The following is a 22103-nucleotide window of genomic DNA, read 5'->3' on the forward strand; positions in this document are numbered from 1 at the left end:
ATCGATCAGGAATGTCTCATTGTTCTCATTGGCGATTTTCGGTCAGTCGTGAGAGGCCGACATTGGCCGGTCGCTGCCCCGCGGATGCAATTGGTCGCGATCTCGGTCAGCTCGAGGCTGGGTTGCCTATTATTACTAGACAGAAACGCAAACGACCTTTGACTTTGAGGACGTGAGTCATGATTTCCATACTTGAGCTTCGCCACATCATTGAGTGTGGTTTTCTGCCTCTTTCTTGCATCTGCACCTCCAATCCAGATGGATCGCTCATGATAAAAGTGTTCGAACCGTCATCGGGTCATGTCGAGTTATTGGTCACTGGTGTTAGAACCGAAAAACTAACGTCCAGCCGAGCTATCGCGGAGTTGATCGGCGAATTACGAGTTGAAATGTTGGCTTTGAAAGAGGAGCTTTGCTGACAGAATTCTATTGGATGACAGGCGATTTAGAGCTTCACATCCAGCCGAATCAAATTCGGGCCCTCTTGCCGCTCTATGTAAACGGCGACGCGTTCGCCAATCCTTTGGAAGCTGAGATCGACACGGTGTTGATTAAACTTCAGTTCCCGCACCTCCAAACGGTCAATACCAATGGGGAGTCGAGGTTGTCTAACAACTACTCGATAGTCTGAGGCATCGATGTTGATGCCCAGGCATGCTTGCAAAAGCATGAAAATGGAGCCTGCTGCCCAGGCTTGAGGTAAACAGGCTACCGGATAGGCGACCGGCGCCTCACCCGGACCACGCTTGAACCCGCAAAACAGTTCAGGTAACCGCATTCCGAAAAACGTCGCGGCCTCGAACATTCCGCTCAGGACACGGACTACACCCAGATGCTCGCCATAACGGGCCATACCCGCTGCGCACAGGGCTACGTCGTGTGGCCAGACCGAACCGTTGTGATAAGACATTGGGTTGAACCGCACGGCTCCGGTTTCGAGTGTTCGAACGCCCCAACCGTTATAAAAGATGCTGGTCAGAAGTTGCCGGGCAACGGTTTTCCCCCGTTCTGGCAAAGGTAATCCGGTGAACAGCAGGTGGCCTGCGTTCGAAGCTTTCACCTCGCAACGCTTGCCATTGCCATCGAGCGCCATTGCGTAAAATTGCTGATCCTCCATCCAGAAACATCGCTCAACCGCGTGGCGCAACTTGTCTGCGATGTTCTGCCAGCGAACCGCTGCGTAGTCATTGCCTCGTCGTCTGGCCAATGTACTCATGCTCAAAAATGCACACCATGCATAACCTTGCACTTCTACCAACGCGATGGGCCCTTCGGGATTACGGCCATCGCGATGAAAAATAGCATCATGGCTGTCTTTCCAACCCTGATTGGCCAAGCCGGTGACTTCTCCTCGCTGATAGCTGATGAAGCCTTCGGCATTCTTCAACGCATTGTTCTCCATCCAGAGCGTGGCCAATTCCAGTGCGGGCCAAAGCGCATCAATGAAGTCCAGATCGTTGGTCCGTTTTGCATAGGCTCCGGCCAGCATCACAAACAAAGGCGTTGTATCGACGCCTCCGTAATAGCGTGCAAAGGGTAATTCGTTGAGTTTCGACATTTCACCCTGACGCGTCTCGTGCATGATCTTTCCCGGCTCGGCATCGCTGAAGGTCGAAACCTCCTTGGCTTGATGAGCCGCCAGGTAGGCGAGCACACCTCGTGCAAGGGACGGATTGAGCCAGAGTGATTGGTAAGCGGTGATAACGGCGTCGCGACCAAAAGGCGTGGAATACCAGGGGACTCCGGCATAAGGGTAGGGCCCGGTGGGGAGATCGGCAGTCAATAAAGCCAGGTCGGCGCGAGATTTGTTTATCCATGCCTGGAACAACCGGCCAGAAGCCTTGATGCGCGCACCTCGTTGCTCTTTCCTGCGCATGGACCGGCAAGCTTGGGCGGCGGCGGACCTGTAACGTGTCCGCCCGGGTTGGACGATGCTGGAGCCTACTTCAATATAAAGTTCGTGACTCTGATGAGGGCCGATATCAATCTGGAAACTGGCACTATCGCCGCTGATATGATCTGGAGATGCGGAAAAGCTGATGGCCATCCAACGTTGCTGATTGTCCAATCCCTTGTAATGAAGCGCGACGCCTTGTTCGAATATTTCAGGCTCAGAGGAGGTGCCACGCAGCGGTCGGCGTTGACCACGGACTTCGAACATGTCGAGAAAGTCTCCGCTAAACCGCAGGTCGATCGGCAATTTTCCAGGTTGCTCGCTGTAGTTGAAAAGGCTAATGCACTCGAACATTCGTTTTCCCCATAAAAAGCGTTTGCGCTCGATATGGATGACCCCCTGTGGCGTATCTTCTTCTCCCAGTACCGTTAGCGGGTGGTTGGTCAAATGTGAATGAAAATAGACATTGTCCTGACTGACCGCTGCTGAGAGCAGTGATGGACGCCGGCCCGCCACGGTCAATTGGTACTTGGATAACAAACGAGTGTCGTGGTGAAACATGCCCACGGCGCCGCCGTCAATATCGCCAAACGCGTTGGCTACCAGGTATGTGTTGTGATTGACCAGCACAAACAAGCTTTGTGCAATGGATTCATTTGCGCAGGGCTCTGGTTGAGACTGTTCAGGAACGCTGGATGATTTTTTCATGGGCTATATCAAGGCACACGAAATCAGACCTTATCGGTAAGTGTCCGGTAGAGGTCGACGTAACGTTGCGCCATCACCTTGGCTGAAAAACGTCTATCGAATACGTCACGTATCACTTGTCGATCAAGCTCAAGCACCTGGCGGGTAGCGAGAACCGCCTCATGTTCGCTATTGATTATGAAGCCGGTTACGCCATGATCAAGCACTTCGGGGACAGATCCGCAGCGCCAGGCGATGACCGGCGTACCACAAGCCATGGCTTCTATCATGACCAGGCCAAAAGGTTCGGGCCAATCAATCGGGAACAGCAGCGCCCTGGCATTACCGAGGAACTCGGACTTGTCCCCATCACCAATCTCTCCGATGAATTCAATGCCGGGAAGCGTCAATAAGGGGCGTATCTGCTGTTCGAAGTATTCGCGATCGGCCGCATCGATCTTGGCGGCAATTTTCAGCGGCAGCCCGGCAGCGCGCGCAATGCTGATAGCTCGGTCAGGACGTTTTTCCGGAGAGATACGCCCCAGGAACGCGAGGTAGGCACCCGGTCTCGACTGGAACGTCAAACTCGACTGCGATAAGCCGTGATAAATCGTGTCGATCCAATTGGCGCAAGGTAACGGCTGGCGCTGATGTTGCGAGATTGAAACCAGGGGATAGTTAGGCCATCGAGAATAGGCGCCATCCAGATCCTTGATATCCAGGCGGCCATGAAGGGTAGTCAAGACCTTATGAGCCATATCTTCGAAAAATGGAAAGTGCAATAGATCAATATGAAAGTGCAACACATCGAACTCGGCCGCTCGATGCCGCAATTCATAAAGCAAATTCAAGTGGCTGGCCAATTCTGACTTCAGCGCAGTGCTGTCCAGCCGCAACGCTTGATCTCGGGCGGCGACCAATGTTGCGCACGTACGGGATCCCTTTGCAGCGAAGAGGGTGACGTCATGCCCCAGTTCGACTAAAGCATCCGATAAATGAGCGACGACTCTTTCAGTTCCTCCGTAGAGAAAAGGGGGGACTGATTCGTACAGTGGCGCTATTTGTGCGATTTTCATAACCGCATTCCCCATCAGTCAACGGTCTTGGCAACGTCATGCCGTCACAGTTTTTTCGACCAATCAGGAGAGAAATAAGGTTTAACGCCGCGACAAACGGTTTTATAGATAGACCTATGGGCATGACGGATCTGGTAGCTCCAGCGTCCGCTTTCCATAGTTCCAATTGATTATTTTGGCGTGCACAACATCAAAGGTGAATCGACGCCGCGGCCCGGAAAAAAACCGCGGCGATCGATCAGGCGGCGGGGAGCAGGCCTTTCTGTTTGGCGACGTGAATCGCCAGTGCGTCCATCAAGTCCGGGGACAGGCAGTCATAGGGTTCCAGGCCGATCGAGCGCAGGCGTTCGCGGATAGCCTTCATTTGCGCTGGCGGCGTACCGGTTTCGATGATGGAGGACACGAACGCCGCGAATCCCGGCGCAGCCCATCCGCTCTGTGGGGAAAGTTCGGTGTGGACGAAGTCCAGGCCATAAAACGCATGGTCCTTGTTCTCGATGCGCCCGAATAGATGGGCGTGACACTGCTTGCAGGCGTGGCGCTGGATGGTGGCGGTTTCGTCGACAACCTCCAGTTTTTCGCCATGGGCAATGACGCTGACCTTATCTCGTGGCACCACGGCGATGACGGCGAATGTCGCGTTTTGCGGTTTCCAGCATTTGCTGCAACCGCACGCGTGGTTATGCAGCGTTTGTGCGTCGATCTTGACCTCGACCTTGTCGGTCGCACACAGGCATTGCAGGGTGCCACCGGCGAAATTCGCGGCGGCGGGTTGGATACCATTGTCCAGTGCGGGGTGTAGTTGCAAGGTGCTCATGCTGGCGTCTCCGTTTCAGGGTGGGCAGGGTGCCTGGGCCGTGCCCCAGACCGGTAGTTCATCGGAAATCGATGACGGCGCGGCTCGGTTTGCCTTCATGCATCAGATCGAACCGCGGCGGATTTCGAAAAGGGCAAATGCATAAACGAGCGACCTCCTTCGGTGCGACCGGTCGGGTACCCAGATTCCAGAATAGTCGGCGATGACGCCTTGAGCGCAGCTTGGGCCAGCGCGCGGGTGAGGGACGATAAAAGGTGGGACACAAAAAACGGGCGCCGGCTGAAGGACGCCCCGTCCACCGCTGATGGCTTAGGTCCCTTCGCTGCAGCTGATACGCCAACCGGATTAGTTCCATCAACTTCCAAAATAGCCGACTAACGGTCGCCCCCGTAGGCACAAAGCCTGCAACAAACATCTCGACGAACATTTGACGTCAATCAACCGCCACACGGATTTCCTGATCAGCAGACCCAATTGACACAGCTCAATAGCATCGGTTCGAGCGCAACTGTGGCCGCAACATTCCCCGCATACAGGATTATTGACATGATCGACCTCGCCACTTGGAATTTGAGCATCCCTGAAGGCAGCCCACCGGCCACCATAGAAACGCCTCGATTGGCGCAAGGCTTCAAGGACCAATATTTCAGTTCTGAAGCCGCTACCCTTTCTTTCTGGGCGCCTGTGACGGGTTCCAGGACGGCCAACGCTATTTACCCGCGCAGCGAGTTGCGGGAAACCTATAGCGATGGAACGGTGCGCAACTGGCAGTATTCAGCGGCGGATAACATTCTGCGGGCGAGTCTGACCGTCAATCAGGTGCCCAGCACCGGCAAGATCGTGATTGGTCAGATTCACAACAAGGACAGCAACAGCCCCATGGTGAAGCTGGAATACCAATACAAAACCTCGGCTTCGACGGGAAATATTGTCGCCAAGGTGCGCATGCGCCCCGACGATGAAGAGGGCCAGGTCATTACCATTGCGACGGGGGTGCCGCTCAACTGCAACTTTTCCTACCAGATCCACCTCAGTCCGAAGGGTGCGCTGGGCATCAGCGCAGCAGGATACAACTGGAGAACCACCATCGACCCGAGCTGGAAGACCAAACCTCTGTATTTCAAAGCGGGCGCATATGTGCAGGACAACACCGGCTATCCCACCGAGGGCGGAAAAGTGACGTTCAGGTTGCTGGAGATCCAACACAACATGTAGTCGCTTCTTTAGGTCACTACCGTTGGTACGCCGATCCGAAGGGTGAAGACTTTAGTGGATTTCCTCGTCGATCGGCTACCAAGTGGCTAGCTCAGTGAACTCAACCGCGCGGGTGGCAGATGCCCTCGAAGCCTTTCAAAACCATTGCGTGTGCATACTGGGGGATACTCTGTTATCGCAGGCGTGTGTCGAAGGTGGCGGCACGCATCCTTAAATAGCACTTTCCTGCCCCCCATACTGGATTGAGTTAACTAACCTTAAGGGCGTCGGTCGATTGCACCATTTCGCGACGGGCAGCTATCGGCCAAGAGCGGCCCTTCGGACTTGCCCCGAAAGCCCGGCTGCTGACCGGTCAATGCAGATAACGAAAACTATGCATGTCAGTCGGAGTATCGACTTTAATGTCGGTGCAGATTCACCTGCTCACGGCGCAGGATTTCTATAATCTGCGAGATGTGATGCACGCTATCGGTGGGTTCCAGGTTCTGAACCCCTATCTAAATCAAGGAAGACAACCCATTGAAAACAGCTCTCGGCGCCCTGCTTTTAACCTGTCTGACGACCAGCGCTCTCGCTGACGTCAACTCTGTCGGCTTCCAATCCTACACCCTGCCGGACCCATATAATGAGCGTCCGCTGGAGATGGTCGTCTGGTATCCCAGTACAACGACCGTCACCCCACAGTTGATCGGCGACGATGTGGTGTTTGTCGGTGCTTCTGCGGTTCGCAACGCGCCACCCTCTGCTGGCGAGCACCCATTGGTGGTGCTCTCCCATGGATTCAGAGGCAATTGGAACAATCAGAACTGGTTGGCGAGTGCATTGGCCCATAAGGGTTACATTGTCGCAGCGGTCAACCACCCCGGCACCACGACCCATGATCGAAGCCCGCAAGCGGCGGCGCAGTTATGGCAGCGGCCCATTGACCTGCATCGGGCCATTGAGGCGGTCACCACTCAACCTGAAAAATTTGGCGTGGTCACAAAGCGTCAAATTGCTGTAGTGGGCCATTCACTCGGCGGCTGGACTGCAATGGAGATCGCCGGCGCTCGTTTCGACCCGGCCCTGTTTGCCCGTGACTGCAAACTCCATCCGCAGTTATCCAGTTGCACCAATTATCAAAAGATCAACCCTGAGAGTACTCCGGCATTAAAGGCTGCTCTGGCCGGAGATTTGCGCGATCAACGCGTCACCGCTGTGGTTTCTTTGGACCTGGGACTCTCGCGCGGGATGACAGATGAGAGCCTTGCGGCACTGCCGGTGCCAGTGCTAGTTATCGCTGCCGGCGCACCATCGGTGGAACTGCCTGCTCAGTTGGAGTCCGCCAACCTGGCCACACGCCTGCCCCAAGCGTCCAGCCGCTATGTCGAGATAAGTGACGCCAGCCATTTCAGCTTCTTGCCGATTTGCAAACCAGGTGCAGTGGCATTGCTCGAAGAGGACATTCCTGGCGATGGCATCATTTGCGGGGATGGCGACAATGCTCGCCCGCGCGAGGTAATCCAACAGCAGGTTACGTCACTGATCACCGAGTTTTTGACGCAGTCCGCGAACAACAAAGTGGAGCTCTAGGATTGCTGGCACTCGGCAACTCAGCAGACCTGAAATTTGCGTAGGAACGCAATTTTTGTGTCGAATCCAGCCACCTATTACGATCAAAAACGTTTTTACACAGCCTCGGCCAATAGCGGTCATTCCACAAGCGCTTCGAAACGCCCCCTGAGAGGGGGGCCTTCCCCCTATTCAGCCGGGGCGTATTCGAGTTGAGCCAATGAACAGCAATGTGGATATCGGAACTGGTTATTCCGATCACGATGCTAGACTCAAAAGCCAAATGCGAAATGCGGGACTAGCTGAATAGTCTTGTTTACAATCCACTCTCAGAAGGGAGCAAATATGACCGCAACGAAACGCAACATCATCGCAGCCATAAAGGTTGTTGTCATATTCGCCATCTTGATAAGTGGTGCATATGTAATCCTGATCCCCATACTTAATCCAAACTACAAGACATATGCTATTTTGGTAGTCGGAGTCGTAACATCGGCACTGACAAATGGGTATCTCGGGTATCAAGTCGCAGCCGATGATATATTACCCATAAAAATCGGATTTAGCTTTTGCTATGCAATAGTCACAAGCATTCTTGTATTATTACTATCACTATTTATAACTCTAAACATCCGCGGCGCATGATTTATCGTGGTGCAATTTTCTACATCCAAGTAATAGAAGCCGGTTTATGAGTGGCAGCTTTGGGTCGGCTTCAGTCGGTTGTGGCAAGCAGCAATCGTCCAGAGGCACTATGTCAAAGTTGAGTCGCAGTTATGATTTTACGCTACTTTCCCTGATGGCCATGGCCTCTGAAAATCCAATTGATTGTTCGGCGTACTCAAGAGGGATACCTAATTTTTCAGAAATCGGTTTAAAAATTCTGGTTAACTTGCTGCGTGACATTGACTGTATGCCTAAGGGACATTTACCGTTCACACCCACTAAATAGGCTTGATAATGCGAAGCTTTCGGAATGCTAACCAACTGTACAATTATCGCTTTAAAATCTCCAACATTGTAAATATCCTTGCGAACTCTATTTTTAACTATTACTGACTGCCTACCCTTATCAATCATCGTGCATGCTGTTCGAGCCAAAATAGCTTCGCGCACCATAATAACCATAACAAACGGCAGCATGGCCATCATCAAACAAGCAATAGATCTAATGAAAACACCATCCTTGCTCATAAAAAGCGCCCAAGACAAAAAAAGTCCGATCGGGGTTAACGGTATCAATACAATCACGAAAAATAGGAGATATAAAAAATTACCACCCGTTATTTTTATTACACCTCTTTGCACAACAACCTTCATAGACTCAAGCCCCGCTGATTATTTGATGACAACGACCGCGATGCGCTGGGTGCGACTGGTGAATACGCTGGATACATAAAGCAGTGGGCCAAGCTCTAGAGGAACTTGCGATCATGTATATCGCAGAGGTAGGGGTCAGCTGTTGAAGCGATCAAGCGGGCAAGCAACCTGTCCTTGACCCCTTGGCCTGATAGCTGAGCGATCACTTCCGATCTGGGTACTCCGGACGAGAGCAGGTCTTTTACTTTGGCTTTAGCTTCTTTTGTTTTCATGTCAGTGACGACTCCGTGACACAAGGGCAAATTGTGATGACGCCTGAAGAGAGGTGATCACGTTTTCACGAGCCTGCTGGATTGCGATCCCCGGCACTGCGTACAGGTAACTGACCAAGCATAGCCACTAATTTGCCATCGTGATTCACGACAGCAGCCATGGCCGCTTTTTACCTTTCCGGACTGACCGCCATGGGCCGATTTCTGCCAGTCACGAAGGGCAGCTTCGGGTCGTATTCAGCCCTTCGCGACGGACAGCAATCGACCCAGGGTGTGTAAAAACGCTTCGCCAAAATTGAAGTGTGCGTGTCTACGTTAAATCTGAAATTTATCGGCACGTGAGCAGACGTGGATTTCTCGTAGAAGCGCGATTTGCAGTCCGTTTTTGAGTATCTGTCGCGCTGAAAAACGTTTTTACACAGCCTCGACCAGAAGCGGACATTCGAAAACGTCTACGAATCTAGGGTCGACTCACGCTGACCTGTGGTGAGGGGGATTGTTTCCACTGAGCGGCGAAACGGGTTCAACAGATGGGCCTGCTGCGCAGGCCAGCGGGAGCGAGCTCCCTCGCCACAGGTTGCTTGTTGTTTGTGCTATCTGTTTTCGCAAAAACGGGCCGCTTGGCGTCCCGCTTTTTGGGTGGTGGTATCAGCCTCCAGCGCGTTTGTTCAACGCCTCTGCCGCCGCAGCGATTTCCGCCTGGCGCCTGCGCGAGCCCGCAGTCAAGCAGCGGCAAGCCCGCCGTCAATCAGGTAGATCGCAAAGGAGAACGTCACGATCGACAGCACGGTGCTGACCAGAATGGAGGTCGCGGCTTCGCTTTGATAGGCGCCGGTCTGGTTCGCAAACATCGCCGGGATCGTCGCCGATGGAAGGGCGCAAAGCAGGATCATCTGTTGCGCGTACAGGCCATGAGTGCCGAGCAGTACCGTGGCGCTGAACATCAACACTGGGTGAATGAGCAGCTTGAGCCCAAGGTTGCCCCAGACTTCACCGGACATTTTCAGTTTCTCCGACGACATGATCAGTCCCAGGCACAGCAGGGATACGCCGGGCGTGGCTTTGCCGAGAAGGGTGAAAGACTCCGCCGCAAGCGGAGGCAACTTGACCTGCAGCACGGAAAGTAGAATCCCCAGGGCCGGCGCCCACATCAGCGGACGACGTACCGCCCCTGAAAGGCTCGACAAAAACGCCTGGCCGCCACTGGCCTTTCCATCGGCGATGGTGAGTAACATGGTCGTCAGCGGGATCATCACCAGGCTCGCGACCAGGTTCAGTACCAGCACCGAGTAGATGCTGCCCGCGCCGAACATTGCACCCAGGATAGGGATGCCCATGAAGGCGGCGTCTGGATAACCGTTCACGAAGCCCTTGAGCGTTGCCACCTTGAGATCGCGAGTGCTGAACCAGCCGATCGCCAGCGCTATCGTGTACATGCCCATGATGCCGATGAATGTCGCCACGATGAACTTGAAGTCGAAGAGCTGTTCACGGGGCGTGCTCGCCATCCCGACAAAAAGTAACGCCGGGAATATCCAGCCCAGCACCAGGCGGCTGATCAGCAGGCTGTCCGAATGGGTAAGTCGTCCGCGCTTGCCGGCGATGTAACCCAGCGCGATCACAAAGGCGACGGGCAAGATGGGTCCTACGATCCTGTCTAACATGTCATCAATCCTCGTATTTATTTTTATCAAGAATGTCGTCATGGCTGATCGAGGCCGACACGTCGGCGTCGATCAGCGCTGCAATGAGCCAGCGGCTTATGGGGTCAAGGTTTGAAGCGGTAGTCCCGGATGACGTCCTGGTCTGGCTCGATGCCGAGTCCCGGTCCTTGCGGTACGTCGATGCGTCCGTTACGCGGGATGATGGCGTCGCCATAGAGTTGCGCTTCGAGATCGAAGTAACGCCATTCGACCAGTGACTTGGCGCCGCCCAGGGCTGCACTTCCATGCACCGCCGCCAGCAGGCCGGGGCCGTCATAAAAGGCGTGGACCATCACGGTGACGCCATGGGCGTTGGCCAGTGCATAGACTTTTTGTAGTTCGGTGATGCCGCCCATTTTGGCGGGGCTCGGCTGTACGAAATCCACCGCGCCGGCCTCAAGCAGGTGCTGGAAGTCCATGAGCGTCGAGGCATTCTCGCCAGCCGCAACCGGGATGCCGCCGTGCGCGCGCACCCTTGCCAGCCCCGAGTAGTCTTCCGGCGGCCACACCGGTTCTTCGATCCAGCGCAGGTTCAGCGGGCGAAGTTTCTCGGTCATGTCCAGCGCTTCGCGCACCGTCCACGGAGCGTTGACGTCGAGGGTGATTTCCACGCCGGGGCCAGCGGCCTCGCACGCAGCGCGGATGACGTCGATATCCACTTCGTGCAACTTGAGGTGGCGGAAACCGCTGTTGACCGCGCGCTGCACATTGACGCGGATGAGTTCGGGATCTGCATATCGGATCAGGCTTGCATACGCCGCAAGAGACGTGGCCTCACTCCCGCCCAGCAACTGGTAGATCGGTTTTTTGGCGGCTTTGCCCGCGATATCCCACAGCGCGATGTCAATCGCCGAGAGGCCATAGATAAACGCGCCGCTGCGACCGAAAACGTGAAATTTCTTCTGCAGGTCACCCTGTAATTTCTCCCGTCGGGTAACGTCACTGCCAATCAGTTCAGGCGCAAGGATGGTGTCGATCACCACTTTTACCGCAGGGATCGCGGTGAAGCCGAAGGTTTCGCCCCAGCCAACGATACCGTCGTCGGTGGTGATCTTGACCACGAGAGAGTCGACCATTTGCAGGTCTTTCGGCCCCCAGACCCCGCCGGCGGACCGGCCACCCGTGGTGAAGGGAATACGAAGCGGAATGGTTTCAATGCTGGCAATTTTCATAGGATTGCGCCTCAAGCGGGTTGCGAAGCTGGCACGGCGATTTTTTTTATTCGTCCGTGCCAGGTCGAGGGCAACGTACATAACATTCTGTTGTCCTTCAACAGAACAACTGAGCTGTTCAGATAGATTTCGGTCTGTGTTGTTATTAAGTATTTGTTTTTATTAGTGAATATTATTGATGTGTTTGGCGAATTTCAGTTTCAACTGTCAGGAACAAGTCTTCTGATGTAGATTAAGAAGACAAGTGAGGGGAGAAAAAGAATGAGTGAAATGAATGTGCAACCCGTAACGCGGCGACCTCATCTGGCCGAGCACATCGCCCGCTCGCTGAGCGACGAGATTGCTTCCGGGCGGCTGCGGCCGGGAGACCGTCTGCCCACTGAACAGTTTCTCTCGCAGAACTTCGGCGTCAGCCGCAACGTGGTGCGCGAGGGCATCGCCACGCTGCGGGCGCAGGGGCTGATTCAGTCTCGCCAGGGCGTAGGCGTCTTCGTCTCCGCCGCCTCCCAAGCGTCAGAGCCTTTGGCACCGCAGGCGAATGCGCCGATGCTGGACGGTGACAACACCATCCGAAATATGTTTGAGGTGCGGGCCGTGCTGGAAAGCCAGGCCGCCGCGCTCACCGCGTCGCACATGACTCCGGCCAAGCTGAAAATCATTCAGGCCGCGGTCCTGCGTATGCAATACGAAGGCGAGCCGACCCTGGAAACCGTCAACGCCGACCTCGATTTTCACAGGGCCATTGCGGCAGCGTCGGGCAACGACTACCTCGAGACGATGATTCGCACAGTGCTCGAGCCAATGCGCGCACTGATCACCATGACCTTCGCGCGGCGCGGCCCGGTGTTCAGCAATATTCCGCACGCGGCGCGCGGGGAGCATGAAGAACTCGTGCAGGCTTTTATCGATCGAAATGCGACGGCGGCACGCCAGATCATGGGGGAACATATCGTCAACGCAGCCTCACGATTCGGCTACGAGATCACATTTTTCTGATGGTTTCTGCCGCAAGGGTGTTGTCTCGTTGTTCTACAAGGCAGGCAAGTTGTTCTTTAGTCATGCGAGGCGCTATGAGTTGGCGAACAGTTGGCCGACAAAAGACGTCAACTGTTTGCTGCGGACATAATCAGGCGCATATCGAAAAATCCATCCCGTTACTTCGGTGATGGACTGAACCTCAAGTGGGGCTCAGGTCAGGCACTCGACACTCCTGTACCAGACGCAAACATCGGCAAGCGCTGCAACATCCAGTTCAGCAGCTCTTGAGCAGGGGCGGCCAACGGTCGACCGGATTTCACCAACAGTTTTGCTTCAACCCCAAGAAACAACGGATGGTCGATCGATACCGCCGCCAGGCTGCCGTTGGCGATTTCCCGATAGGCCGCGAATTCGCCGAGCAACGAAGCAAAACCGCCGTCCTCCACCATGCGCTTGAGCGCCGCGAGGGAGTTGCTGACGAGTACCGGGCGGATCTCGATTTTCTCGGCATACTCGAGCATCTTGATCGCATGACCGATACCGAATGTCGTGGGCGTCAGGACCAGTTGGCAGGCGAGGATATCCTCGACGGTTGCCGCCGCGCCTCGCAATGCCAATGGATGATCCGGGCGAACCAACAGCATCACCGGTTGCGAAAACGTCGCTCGATAGTCGATGTGCGGATGCGGCGGCGGATTGTACGCAAGGCCGATGTGCGCACGGTTTTCGGCGACTTCGTTGAGGACGTCGTCGACGGGCAGGATGTCCAGCCGCACATCAAGCTTGGGGTACTGCTTGCAGAACGGCGCGAGCACGTTGTCGACCAACGCATCAACATAGCCCTCGCTGATGACGACGCGCACATGGCCTTGCTGCAGGCCCTTGATCGCTTGCAACTGATCTTCGAGTTTCTCCTGGTGCGATCGATAGCCGCGCCAGAACTCCAGCAGGTGCGCCGCGGCCTCGGTGGGCTGAACACCACGTGCCTGGCGCTCGAACAGTTTTGCGCCGATTTCCTCTTCTAGCAGCTTGATCTGGCGTGTGATGACCGAGGGCGATGTATTGATGCTGTCGGCCGCGCCACGAATGGATCCGTGCGTCAGCACCTCATGAAAATACCGCAGCCGTTGTTGATTGATTTCGCGCATGCCGGGAAATCTCTCCAGAGATGTAGCGTTGCCTGTAGAGCAACACTACACGAACTTAGTTGCTCTTGCTGGTCCTGAGGTGCCGGTGCAACATTCTTGAGGACGAACGCAGACCAACAAGAATAACGGGAGATTCGCATGTCAATTCTTCAGACGCCGGCACGAAGTGATGCCATTTCAGCCCTTTACCGCAAGCTCAACTGGCGGCTGCTGCCACTCCTGTTCATCTGTTATGTATTTGCGTATCTGGACCGGATCAACGTCGGCTTTGCCAAACTGCAGATGCAAAATGACCTTGGGCTTTCCGATGCGGCCTATGGCGCGGGCGCCGGTATTTTCTTTCTGGGGTATGTGTTGTTCGAATTGCCGAGCAACCTGATGCTGCCGAAGGTCGGCGCACGGAAAACCTTCAGCCGTATTCTGGTGTGTTGGGGCATCACCTCGGCCTGCATGTTGTTCGTGCGCAACGTGCCGATGTTTTACGCCATGCGCTTTCTGCTGGGGGTGTTCGAAGCCGGTTTTGCACCGGGAATGATTTATTACCTGTCCTGCTGGTACGGTCCGAAACGTATGGCGCGGGCCATTGCGATCGTGTTTATCGCCGGCCCCATTGGCGGCATTGTAGGCGGCCCACTGTCTGCGTGGTTGATCACCACGTTCGAAGGCGTTGGCGGTCTGGCCGGCTGGCAGTGGATGTTCTTGATTGAAGGCTTGCCGTGTGTCTTCCTTGGTGTGCTGACCTTCTTCATCCTTTCCAATCGACCCGCTGAGGCGCGCTGGCTGAGCCATGAAGAAAAGGCCTTGCTGGCCAGTGAGCTGGGTGAATCGACCGGGCGCGTCCATTCGTTCCGTGCGGTGTTGCGCGACCCGAAAATCTACATTCTCGCCAGCGCCTATTTCTGCATCATCTTCTCGATCTACGCCATGAGTTTCTGGCTGCCGGCAATCCTCAAGGCCCAGGGCGTCAACGACACCATGCAACTGGGTTGGTACGCCGCGATTCCCTATGTCGCCGCCGCTTGCGGCATGTACTGGATAGGGCGCCGGTCGGACCGCGTCGGTGAAAGACGCTATCACTGTGCAGTGCCTGCGGGGATCGGCGCGAGCCTGCTGCTGGTGTACCCCTTTGCCGACGGCAACCTGATGGCCGCGCTGGCCCTGCTGACCCTGGCAACCGCCATGATGTTTATGGCCTACACCGTCTTGTGGGCGATGCCCTCTGAACACATCAAGGGCGAGGCGGCGGCGGGCGGCATTGCCTTGATTAATACCATCGGTCTTTCCGGCGGCTTCTGGGGGCCGGCCATGATCGGCTGGGCAAAAACCGCAACCGGCAGCGCCAATCTTGGCATCGTTATCGTGGGTTGCGTATTTTTGTGCGCAGCGTTGGTGATCCTGTCGACCAAGCCGAAAACCCGTGACGGCGCGATTCCGGAATACAGTGCGGGTTGATCTGTTGCCACCCGCGTCCTTTGTCATGTTCCGCAAGGAACCCTTTAAAAGTGAGAACTTAAATGCTTTTACACTTGTCGACCTGGGCCGAGATCGGTCAATTTCTTCAACGTAGCCGCACCATCGTGATCCCTATCGGTTCGAACGAACAACACGGTCCAACTGGTCTTCTGGGGACCGACTGGATGTGCCCGGAAATCATCGCCGGTGAAGCGCAAAAAAACGCAGACATCCTGATTGCACCGACCTTCAATATCGGCATGGCCCAGCACCATCTTGGGTTCCCTGGGACCATCTCGCTGCGTCCGTCGACCTTTATTGCGGCGATCGGAGATTGGGTGCGTTCGCTGGCCGCTCACGGGTTTGAAAAAATCCTCTTCCTCAATGGCCACGGTGGCAACGTTGCATCGATCGAGGCGGCGTTCTCTGAGCTCTACGCCGAAGCCAGCTTCGCTCGACGCCCAGCAGGGTTCGCGCTGAAGTTGTGCAATTGGTGGGACCTTGAGGGGGTAGGGGAGCTTGCGCGCGAGCAGTTCCCTACGGGGCACGGCGTGCACGCCACGCCGTCCGAGATCGCGGTCACACAATGGGCCTATCCGGATTCGATCAAATCGGCTGAATACTCGCCGCAGATCGCCCCTTGGGGCCCGATCCGCGAAGCGATGGACTTCCGCACACGCCATCCCGATGGCCGCATGGGCTCGGACCCGGCGCTGGCGACGCCAGAAAAAGGTCGTGAACTGGTGATGTTGGCAGCGCAGAGCCTGGTGCGGGAGCTGGACGCTTTCAGCCGCGAATCAATGCCCGGCTGAACCTGCGGCTTCTCAACTTGGCCAACGCCCGGTAGAACCGGGCGTTGGTGCGTCCTGTTTGAGGGGATTTCATGATTGAACATGACGTTTATGCCCGCTTGAAAGACCTCGGTACCGTTAGAAAAGGGACGGATTATTTTTCTCAAAAGAAGACGGTTGGGTGCAAGGCTCGGTGATCGTTGATGCGGATGGCTATCCGTTGGCTGGGCCGGCGGAGCAGGTAGGGAAGGCGCAAGACAAATCCGCTTCAGTGACGGCACACCCCAAATATTGATTACCCAATGTAATAAGTGAAAGTCTGTTAAGGGGCTCTATCGCTGCCTGCTCTAGTAATAAGATGGCTCCGTCAAACCATTCCTACTGGAGAATCGCGTGAAAAAAGCCATTATTGCCGCCCTGCTAGCCGGCGCCGCTAACTATGCCAACGCCGGCACGGTATTGGTTGTACTGTCGGATCAGGCTCAACTGGACCTGAAAGATGGCAAGGTCATGCAAACAGGTTTCTTCCTGAACGAATTAATGCAACCGGTGCAGACCTTCATCGAGGCGGGTCAAACCGTCGTATTTGCCACCCCTAGCGGCAAGGCGCCAACCGCGGACCAGAAATCCAATGATGTGAGCTTCTGGGGTGGCGATGAAAAGGCCCGTCAGGAAAGTCTCGCGCTACTGGCCACGCTGAAGCTGACCTCGAAGAGCGGATCGCCGGCAATCAGCTTCGCGCAGGTTCAGAAAATCGGCTACGACAAGTTCGATGCCGTATTCGTGCCTGGCGGCCATATCCCGATGCAGGATCTGCTGAAGGACAAACAACTGGGCCTACTGCTGACCAACTTCCATGAAAAAGGCAAGGTCACCGGCTTCACCTGCCATGGCACCATAGCCATGTTGTCGACGATCCCGGATGCGCGCGGTTTTGTCTCCGCGCTGGAATCGGGCAAACAGCCGGCAGCGCCAGCCAATTGGATTTACAAGGGCTACAAAGTCACCGCCTTCACCGACGCGGAAGAGGAGCAGGCCAAAGGTTTCCTTGGCGGTGGCCATATGAAACTGTTCCCACAGGATGGCCTGACAGCAGCCGGTGCTAACTTCTCCGAAGCCAAGCCATGGAGCGAGAACGTGATCGAAGACCGCGAAGTCATTTCCGGCCAGAACCCACAGTCGGCCAAGGCAGTCGCCGTGGCCATGCTGGCGAAACTGAAGTAATCCTGGGCGGCCGTTCCGGGCGAGCCGGGCCGTAGGTGCTGGGGGGCGAGCTGCTTTGGCTCCAGCACCACCGTCTATCCCGACACACTGCAAGCTTATGGTCGGAAGATGACACCCGCACATTACGTCCAGGCCCAAGGGCGGCTTCGTAATGCGGGCTCTGCCGTTTCAATCCGCCGACTTCGGTCCGAAGGGAGGCCGGTAGGTTTGCAGATTTGCAATACACAAATGAACGCTAAACTGAGCTGACTGGATTTTGGTGATTGCTACCGAGGTCAATGCGATTCCATCGGCTACGGCAAGTCACCCCAGAAAGCCGTATGCAGGATTCGTAATGTAAACACTCTATGGAAGAGCACCCCCATGAGACCAATCCGTTCCGTTGCCTGCGCCATTGCCCTCGCTTCACTTCTCTCGACTGCCTGCCTGACCGCACATGCCGCCGATATACCGTTGGGAAGCAGTACGATGGAGGGGCACATTGTTTCCCGTGTATTGGCCGTTGATCCCGCTAACTACCAAGTCACCATCGAAGGTCGCGACAAAAGTCCAGTGCCTATCCAGCTCACCGACCAGGCCAAGAACCTGCACAATTTGAAAGTCGGCGACACGGTCGATATTCATGTGATTCGTTCAGTGGCTTATAGGCTTGATACCGAGATTGGCGGTGCACCGGGCGTCACTAAGGAATCCATGTCCATCCGTGCCACCAAGGACAATCCCAATCCCGGAGGTGAAGCGGTTCGCCAGGTCAAGGTTACGTCCAAGATCATTCGCATTGACTTGCAACAGCATGAGGTGACCTTGCTTCCGCCGGAGGGAAAAGCAACGGTCCTGAAAGTCGAAGACCCGAAGCTTCAGGAAAGGATGAAGAAGCTCCAGGTGGGTCAGACGGTTGACGCCATTTATACCGAAGTCCTGAAGGTCAAAACTTCACGCTAACAACGCTCGCCGACAAACGTGGCCTCGAACAACAGGACTTGAGTTCGACATGACAGATTTGTTCAATGCAATCGGCCTTGGGTTGCTGGCGCTGCTGCCATTGACTAACCCTCCCACGACAGTGGCGCTGTTTCTCGCCTTGAGCAAGGGGCTGAGTCACAAGGAAAAAAAGACACAAGCTTTTCTGACGTCGTTCTATGTCTTTCTGATCATGACGTTCACTTACTACGTAGGCGCGTTTGTTATGGATGCATTTAACATCTCTATACCGGGCTTGCGTATGGCCGGGGGAGGAATTCTCATCATCATGGGCTTGAAGATGCTGTTTCCGCCGCCTCTTCAGCCCTCTGCTTCCAGCACCGGTGCAAGCGAACAACCGAACTTTGCCTTCATTCCCCTGGCTATGCCCAGTACGGCCGGGCCTGGCACCATTGCGATGATCATCAGTTCCGCCGCCACTATCAAACACAGTACGTTATTTCCTGCCTGGGTCTTATTAACAGCCCCGCCGTTAATTTTCCTGTTTACCGCTCTTATCCTTTGGGTATGCCTGCTTGGCTCAGGAATAATCATGAGAATAATGGGACAGTCAGGCATTGATGCCATATCACGGCTGATGGGTTTCCTGCTGGTATGCATGGGCGCGCAATTCGCCATTAATGGCTCGGTGGAAATCATCCAAACCATCATCGACAGTAATGCTCACCTGTTTCGCCCTCAGTAATTTCGAGAGCCTTTATTGCTCTTCACGAAGGATAGCTCTCGGCAAATCGGTCCGGCTTTCCTAGGACTTGAAATCCTGGGTATGTCTGCGCGGCAGGCTGAAAACGGCCAAAACCAGCCCCTGATGTATATTTGTTGTCGCCACTTGTTATTGGCACTCAGGGAGGATTCTGACTGATGGCACGCGTGGGATTGATACTGACACCCGGTTTTGCGGACTGGGAATATGCTTTCATTGCTGGAACTGCGTCCCCGTTTTACGGGATCGACGTCAGGTTTTTCGCTCCTGCTGCGGGGCAGTTCCGCTCGCAGGGTGGATTGGCAGTAACGGTTGATAGCAGTTTGCAGGAATGTCTGGACTGGAAACCGGACGTTGTTGTCGTTATTGGAGGAATGGTCTGGGAGCATGCAGAAGCACCGGATATGCGAGATTTTCTTCATGCCAGTCGTTCAAGTGGAGCGACAATTGCCGGTATCTGTGGGGGAACGCTGGCACTTGCCAGGGCCGGGCTTCTCGACACGGTTCCTCATACCTCGAACAGCGCTGACTTCTTAAAACAGAATGCCGTAGGTTATGAAGGGGGCACGCTTTATCGAAACAGTCCGGTAGCTGTGATTGCAGACCGCATCATCACTGCTCCAGGCCCTGCACCCGTTAGTTTCACCTGCGCAGTGTTCGAAGGTGCCGGGCTATCTTCGGAAATCATTTCTCAGTTCAGGTCAATGTTGGCAGCGGAACATCGGTGACCGCTTCGTCCTACAAAACTGCCGATCAGGTGATGTGTTTGAGTGGCACCTGTTGGCCCAAAGCCCTATTCATTCTCGCGTAGATTCCGGTTCTTCCAGGTGATCGATGTGCTTGAAGCGCTCGACCAGAAAGTCGATCAAGCTGCGTACTCGCGCCGACAGATGTAGCTGTTGCGGATACACGGCGTAGACATCGGCGCGGGTTGGGGTCTGATCCTCCAGCACCAGGCGCAAGCGGCCACTGCGCACGTAACGGGCGATGTCCCATTCGGCTAAGGGGAGAAGCCCGCAGAGGTTATCGCTGCTCCTTCGGCGTTGGGCGCTCGCGTGCTGCCAGGCCGCCAAAAAGCCTCTCAGGCGTGAGGTGTGAGGTGTGAGGTGTGAGGCGCTGAACGTGATGCTCAGCGCCTGCTTTGCTCAAAGTTTGTAGCCGATCTGCCGCAACAGGTTCTTGCGCCACAGGATGTCTTCCTCGCCTTCAATACCACGGGCGCAGAAGCCATCCACCACGCCCAGAATCGCTCGCCCTTGGTCCGTCTCGGCCAGAATCACTTCAGTCGGGTTGGCCGTTGCACAAAAAATACGGCACACCTCTGGAACCATTTTGACGGCGTTCAACACGTTTACGGGATAGAAGCCATCGGCGAGAAAAATGATGAAACTATGGCCTGCGCCGATGGCTTGGGCATTGCTCCGGGCCAGGTCGATCATGGCGGCATCGGTGCCGGACCAGCGCACCAGGCAGTTGCCGGAAGCTTCGCAAAAGGCCACGCCAAAGCGGATACCTGGCACGGCATTGACCATCGCTTCGTGGATGTCCTCGACGGACTTGATGAAGTGGGTCTGACCGAAAATGAAGTTGGTCGCTTCCGGTTTGTCGATTTTCAACGTGATGAGTTGCATCTCGAACGCCTCCTTTCACGATGTCGTTACTCTTCAGCCTAGCGTGAGAACGAGCCGGGCGTTGAGCGTCGCCGCTGTTGATACTTGAAAATACAAATGGCCCCGGTGCTGACACAGTGCAGATACATCAGTGCGCTTTCATGGGCCAATCCCACACGCATAGAGAGAATTGCCATGTACCGCAAACTGCAGCATGTCGCGAAGTTCTTCAGCCAGAGCGCGCGTTTAATGGTTGGCGTGCCCGATTACGATAACTACGTTGCGCAAATGGCGCTCAATCATCCCGGCGAACCGGTCATGAGCTATTCGGCGTTTTTCCGCGAGCGTCAGGAGGCCCGTTTCGGCCGTGGCAAATGCAATACCCGTTGCTGCTAGAACTTCGCATCGTTCAACCCATCGAGATTGGCCGAGCCGCCGATACCGGCCAGCGTCAGTAGCCTAAGGCGTGCAATGACGATCATCTTGCGATGCAACGTCAGTGGCTGTTAAATCAGCTATGCCACCTTTAAGGTCAGAAGAGCCAATCGCCATGCACACCATCGGACTCATCGTTTACCCCGGGTTTCAGGTGTTGGGCCTGGCCATGTGCGCCACGTTCGAGTTGGCCAACATGGCCACCGCCGAACCGGCGTACGACATTGCCTTGCTGTCCGAGCACGGCGGTACGGTGCAGACCTCCGCCGGGTTTGGCGTGGAAACCACGGCGTTCGACCAGCGCTCGTTCGATACGCTGTTGGTGATGGGCGACAACCTGATCCGTCCAGTATCGCCGGGCATGGTGGCGTTTTTGCGCAACGCCAGCCGGACCACCCGGCGTCTGGGCTCCATCTGCAGCGGCGCCATTGCATTGGCCGAGGCTGGTTTGCTGGATGGCCGACGGGCGACCACGCACTGGTGCCATGCACCGGCGCTGCAGAAGGCGTACCCGAAGGTGAAGGTCGAGGAAGACCGGATCTTCATCAACGACGGCAACATTTGGACGGCCGCGGGCATGAGCGCTTGTGTCGATCTGGCGTTGGCGCTGGTGGAAAAGGATCTGGGCGCGGAAGTGGCGCGGCGGGTGGCCCGGCAATTAGTGGTGTACCACCGGCGCGCGGGAGGGCAGTCGCAGTTTTCGGTGATGCTCGAACTGGAGCCCAAGACCGACCGCATCCAGGCCGCATTGGCCTATGCCAAACAGAACCTGAAGTCCGCACTGTCAGTCGAGGAACTGGCCAGCGCCGCCAACCTCAGCCCTCGGCAATTCAGCCGTGTGTTCCATGCCGAAACCGGGCAATCACCGGCCAAGGCCATCGAAAACCTGCGGGTAGAAGCGGCGCGTCTGATGATGGAAACCGGTCGTCACCCCATCGACGTGGTGGCGACCGATACCGGTTTTGGCGATCGGGAGCGGATGCGTCGGGCGTTTATCCGTGCATTTGGGCAGCCACCGCAGGTCATTCAACGCGCCAATCGCGGGTGATGCCACGCTCTGTAGGAGCAAAGCTT

Annotated in this window: 21 protein-coding genes and 1 pseudogene; 12 read left to right on the plus strand and 10 right to left on the minus strand. The window is 55.6% G+C overall.

Annotated features, from left to right (window positions below; translation table 11 throughout):
• Positions 1 to 179 precede the first annotated feature (179 nt).
• Positions 180 to 419 carry a DUF1652 domain-containing protein gene (locus tag DFS28_RS28840; RefSeq protein ID WP_111452494.1) on the plus strand — a complete coding sequence of 80 codons (240 nt, stop codon included), beginning with the start codon at positions 180 to 182 and terminating at the stop codon, positions 417 to 419.
• A 26-nt stretch (positions 420 to 445) separates the two neighbouring features.
• Here the strand turns inward: DFS28_RS28840 and DFS28_RS28845 are convergent, their stop codons facing one another.
• The 3 genes from DFS28_RS28845 to gfa form a co-directional block, all read right to left on the minus strand.
• Positions 446 to 2602, minus strand: coding sequence for an amylo-alpha-1,6-glucosidase (locus DFS28_RS28845; RefSeq protein WP_111452495.1), 2157 nt, complete (start codon positions 2600 to 2602; stop codon positions 446 to 448).
• Between the two features lie 23 nt (positions 2603 to 2625).
• The gene (locus DFS28_RS28850; RefSeq protein ID WP_111452544.1) at positions 2626 to 3657 is read right to left on the minus strand and encodes a glycosyltransferase family 4 protein; all 1032 of its coding nucleotides are present in this window, start codon (positions 3655 to 3657) and stop codon (positions 2626 to 2628) included.
• 238 nt (positions 3658 to 3895) lie between these two features.
• Complete coding sequence (gfa, locus tag DFS28_RS28855; protein WP_111452496.1) at positions 3896 to 4474, minus strand: S-(hydroxymethyl)glutathione synthase; 579 nt, start codon at positions 4472 to 4474, stop codon at positions 3896 to 3898.
• A 546-nt stretch (positions 4475 to 5020) separates the two neighbouring features.
• Here gfa and DFS28_RS28860 point away from each other — a divergent pair.
• Together DFS28_RS28860 and DFS28_RS28865 are read left to right on the plus strand one after the other, a co-directional pair.
• Complete coding sequence (locus DFS28_RS28860) at positions 5021 to 5689, plus strand: polysaccharide lyase family 7 protein (protein WP_111452497.1); 669 nt, start codon at positions 5021 to 5023, stop codon at positions 5687 to 5689.
• Positions 5690 to 6208: 519 nt separating this feature from the next.
• Positions 6209 to 7261, plus strand: coding sequence for an alpha/beta fold hydrolase (locus tag DFS28_RS28865; RefSeq protein WP_111452498.1), 1053 nt, complete (start codon positions 6209 to 6211; stop codon positions 7259 to 7261).
• 753 nt (positions 7262 to 8014) lie between these two features.
• On the opposite strand, the gene DFS28_RS28875 is transcribed toward DFS28_RS28865, so the two are convergent.
• The 4 genes from DFS28_RS28875 to DFS28_RS28885 form a co-directional block, all read right to left on the minus strand.
• Positions 8015 to 8560: a hypothetical protein gene (locus DFS28_RS28875; protein ID WP_111452500.1), complete on the minus strand. Its 546-nt coding sequence runs from the start codon at positions 8558 to 8560 to the stop codon at positions 8015 to 8017.
• A 95-nt stretch (positions 8561 to 8655) separates the two neighbouring features.
• Positions 8656 to 8832: a hypothetical protein gene (locus tag DFS28_RS30560; RefSeq protein WP_158539704.1), complete on the minus strand. Its 177-nt coding sequence runs from the start codon at positions 8830 to 8832 to the stop codon at positions 8656 to 8658.
• 722 nt (positions 8833 to 9554) lie between these two features.
• A complete protein-coding gene (locus DFS28_RS28880) occupies positions 9555 to 10538 on the minus strand; it encodes an AEC family transporter (RefSeq protein ID WP_371922185.1) in 984 nt (327 codons plus the stop codon).
• Between the two features lie 62 nt (positions 10539 to 10600).
• Positions 10601 to 11707, minus strand: coding sequence for a mandelate racemase/muconate lactonizing enzyme family protein (locus DFS28_RS28885; RefSeq protein ID WP_111452502.1), 1107 nt, complete (start codon positions 11705 to 11707; stop codon positions 10601 to 10603).
• Positions 11708 to 11968: 261 nt separating this feature from the next.
• Between DFS28_RS28885 and DFS28_RS28890 the strand changes: the two genes are divergently transcribed.
• Positions 11969 to 12703, plus strand: a complete 735-nt coding sequence (locus DFS28_RS28890) for a FadR/GntR family transcriptional regulator (protein WP_111452503.1) — start codon at positions 11969 to 11971, stop codon at positions 12701 to 12703.
• A gap of 197 nt (positions 12704 to 12900) precedes the next feature.
• Here the strand turns inward: DFS28_RS28890 and DFS28_RS28895 are convergent, their stop codons facing one another.
• Positions 12901 to 13833: a LysR family transcriptional regulator gene (locus DFS28_RS28895; RefSeq protein WP_111452504.1), complete on the minus strand. Its 933-nt coding sequence runs from the start codon at positions 13831 to 13833 to the stop codon at positions 12901 to 12903.
• A gap of 138 nt (positions 13834 to 13971) precedes the next feature.
• Here DFS28_RS28895 and DFS28_RS28900 point away from each other — a divergent pair, with 138 nt between their 5' ends.
• The 6 genes from DFS28_RS28900 to DFS28_RS28925 all read left to right on the plus strand — a co-directional run bounded on the left by DFS28_RS28900 (position 13972) and on the right by DFS28_RS28925 (position 19712).
• Positions 13972 to 15285 carry an MFS transporter gene (locus DFS28_RS28900; protein ID WP_111452505.1) on the plus strand — a complete coding sequence of 438 codons (1314 nt, stop codon included), beginning with the start codon at positions 13972 to 13974 and terminating at the stop codon, positions 15283 to 15285.
• Between the two features lie 62 nt (positions 15286 to 15347).
• Positions 15348 to 16097 carry a creatininase family protein gene (locus DFS28_RS28905; RefSeq protein WP_111452506.1) on the plus strand — a complete coding sequence of 250 codons (750 nt, stop codon included), beginning with the start codon at positions 15348 to 15350 and terminating at the stop codon, positions 16095 to 16097.
• A gap of 372 nt (positions 16098 to 16469) precedes the next feature.
• Positions 16470 to 17300, plus strand: a complete 831-nt coding sequence (locus tag DFS28_RS28910; protein ID WP_111452507.1) for a type 1 glutamine amidotransferase domain-containing protein — start codon at positions 16470 to 16472, stop codon at positions 17298 to 17300.
• Positions 17301 to 17663: 363 nt separating this feature from the next.
• Positions 17664 to 18242 carry a hypothetical protein gene (locus DFS28_RS28915; RefSeq protein ID WP_111452508.1) on the plus strand — a complete coding sequence of 193 codons (579 nt, stop codon included), beginning with the start codon at positions 17664 to 17666 and terminating at the stop codon, positions 18240 to 18242.
• Positions 18243 to 18291: 49 nt separating this feature from the next.
• Positions 18292 to 18966 (plus strand): MarC family NAAT transporter, encoded by a 675-nt coding sequence (locus DFS28_RS28920; protein ID WP_111452509.1) that lies wholly within the window; start codon positions 18292 to 18294, stop codon positions 18964 to 18966.
• Between the two features lie 176 nt (positions 18967 to 19142).
• Positions 19143 to 19712, plus strand: a complete 570-nt coding sequence (locus DFS28_RS28925; protein ID WP_111452510.1) for a DJ-1/PfpI family protein — start codon at positions 19143 to 19145, stop codon at positions 19710 to 19712.
• Positions 19713 to 19781: 69 nt separating this feature from the next.
• Here DFS28_RS28925 and DFS28_RS28930 read toward each other — a convergent pair.
• Positions 19782 to 20000: pseudogene (locus DFS28_RS28930) on the minus strand (LysR substrate-binding domain-containing protein); the annotation flags it as partial.
• 129 nt (positions 20001 to 20129) lie between these two features.
• The gene (locus DFS28_RS28935) at positions 20130 to 20615 is read right to left on the minus strand and encodes an adenosine-specific kinase (protein ID WP_111452511.1); all 486 of its coding nucleotides are present in this window, start codon (positions 20613 to 20615) and stop codon (positions 20130 to 20132) included.
• Positions 20616 to 20789: 174 nt separating this feature from the next.
• Here DFS28_RS28935 and DFS28_RS28940 point away from each other — a divergent pair, with 174 nt between their 5' ends.
• Together DFS28_RS28940 and DFS28_RS28945 are read left to right on the plus strand one after the other, a co-directional pair.
• Positions 20790 to 20990: a YbdD/YjiX family protein gene (locus DFS28_RS28940; RefSeq protein WP_111452512.1), complete on the plus strand. Its 201-nt coding sequence runs from the start codon at positions 20790 to 20792 to the stop codon at positions 20988 to 20990.
• 154 nt (positions 20991 to 21144) lie between these two features.
• Positions 21145 to 22077 (plus strand): GlxA family transcriptional regulator, encoded by a 933-nt coding sequence (locus DFS28_RS28945; protein ID WP_111452513.1) that lies wholly within the window; start codon positions 21145 to 21147, stop codon positions 22075 to 22077.
• Positions 22078 to 22103: the final 26 nt, after the last annotated feature.

It is taken from the genome of Pseudomonas sp. 478 (assembly GCF_003254125.1).
In the GTDB taxonomy this organism is placed as follows: domain Bacteria; phylum Pseudomonadota; class Gammaproteobacteria; order Pseudomonadales; family Pseudomonadaceae; genus Aquipseudomonas.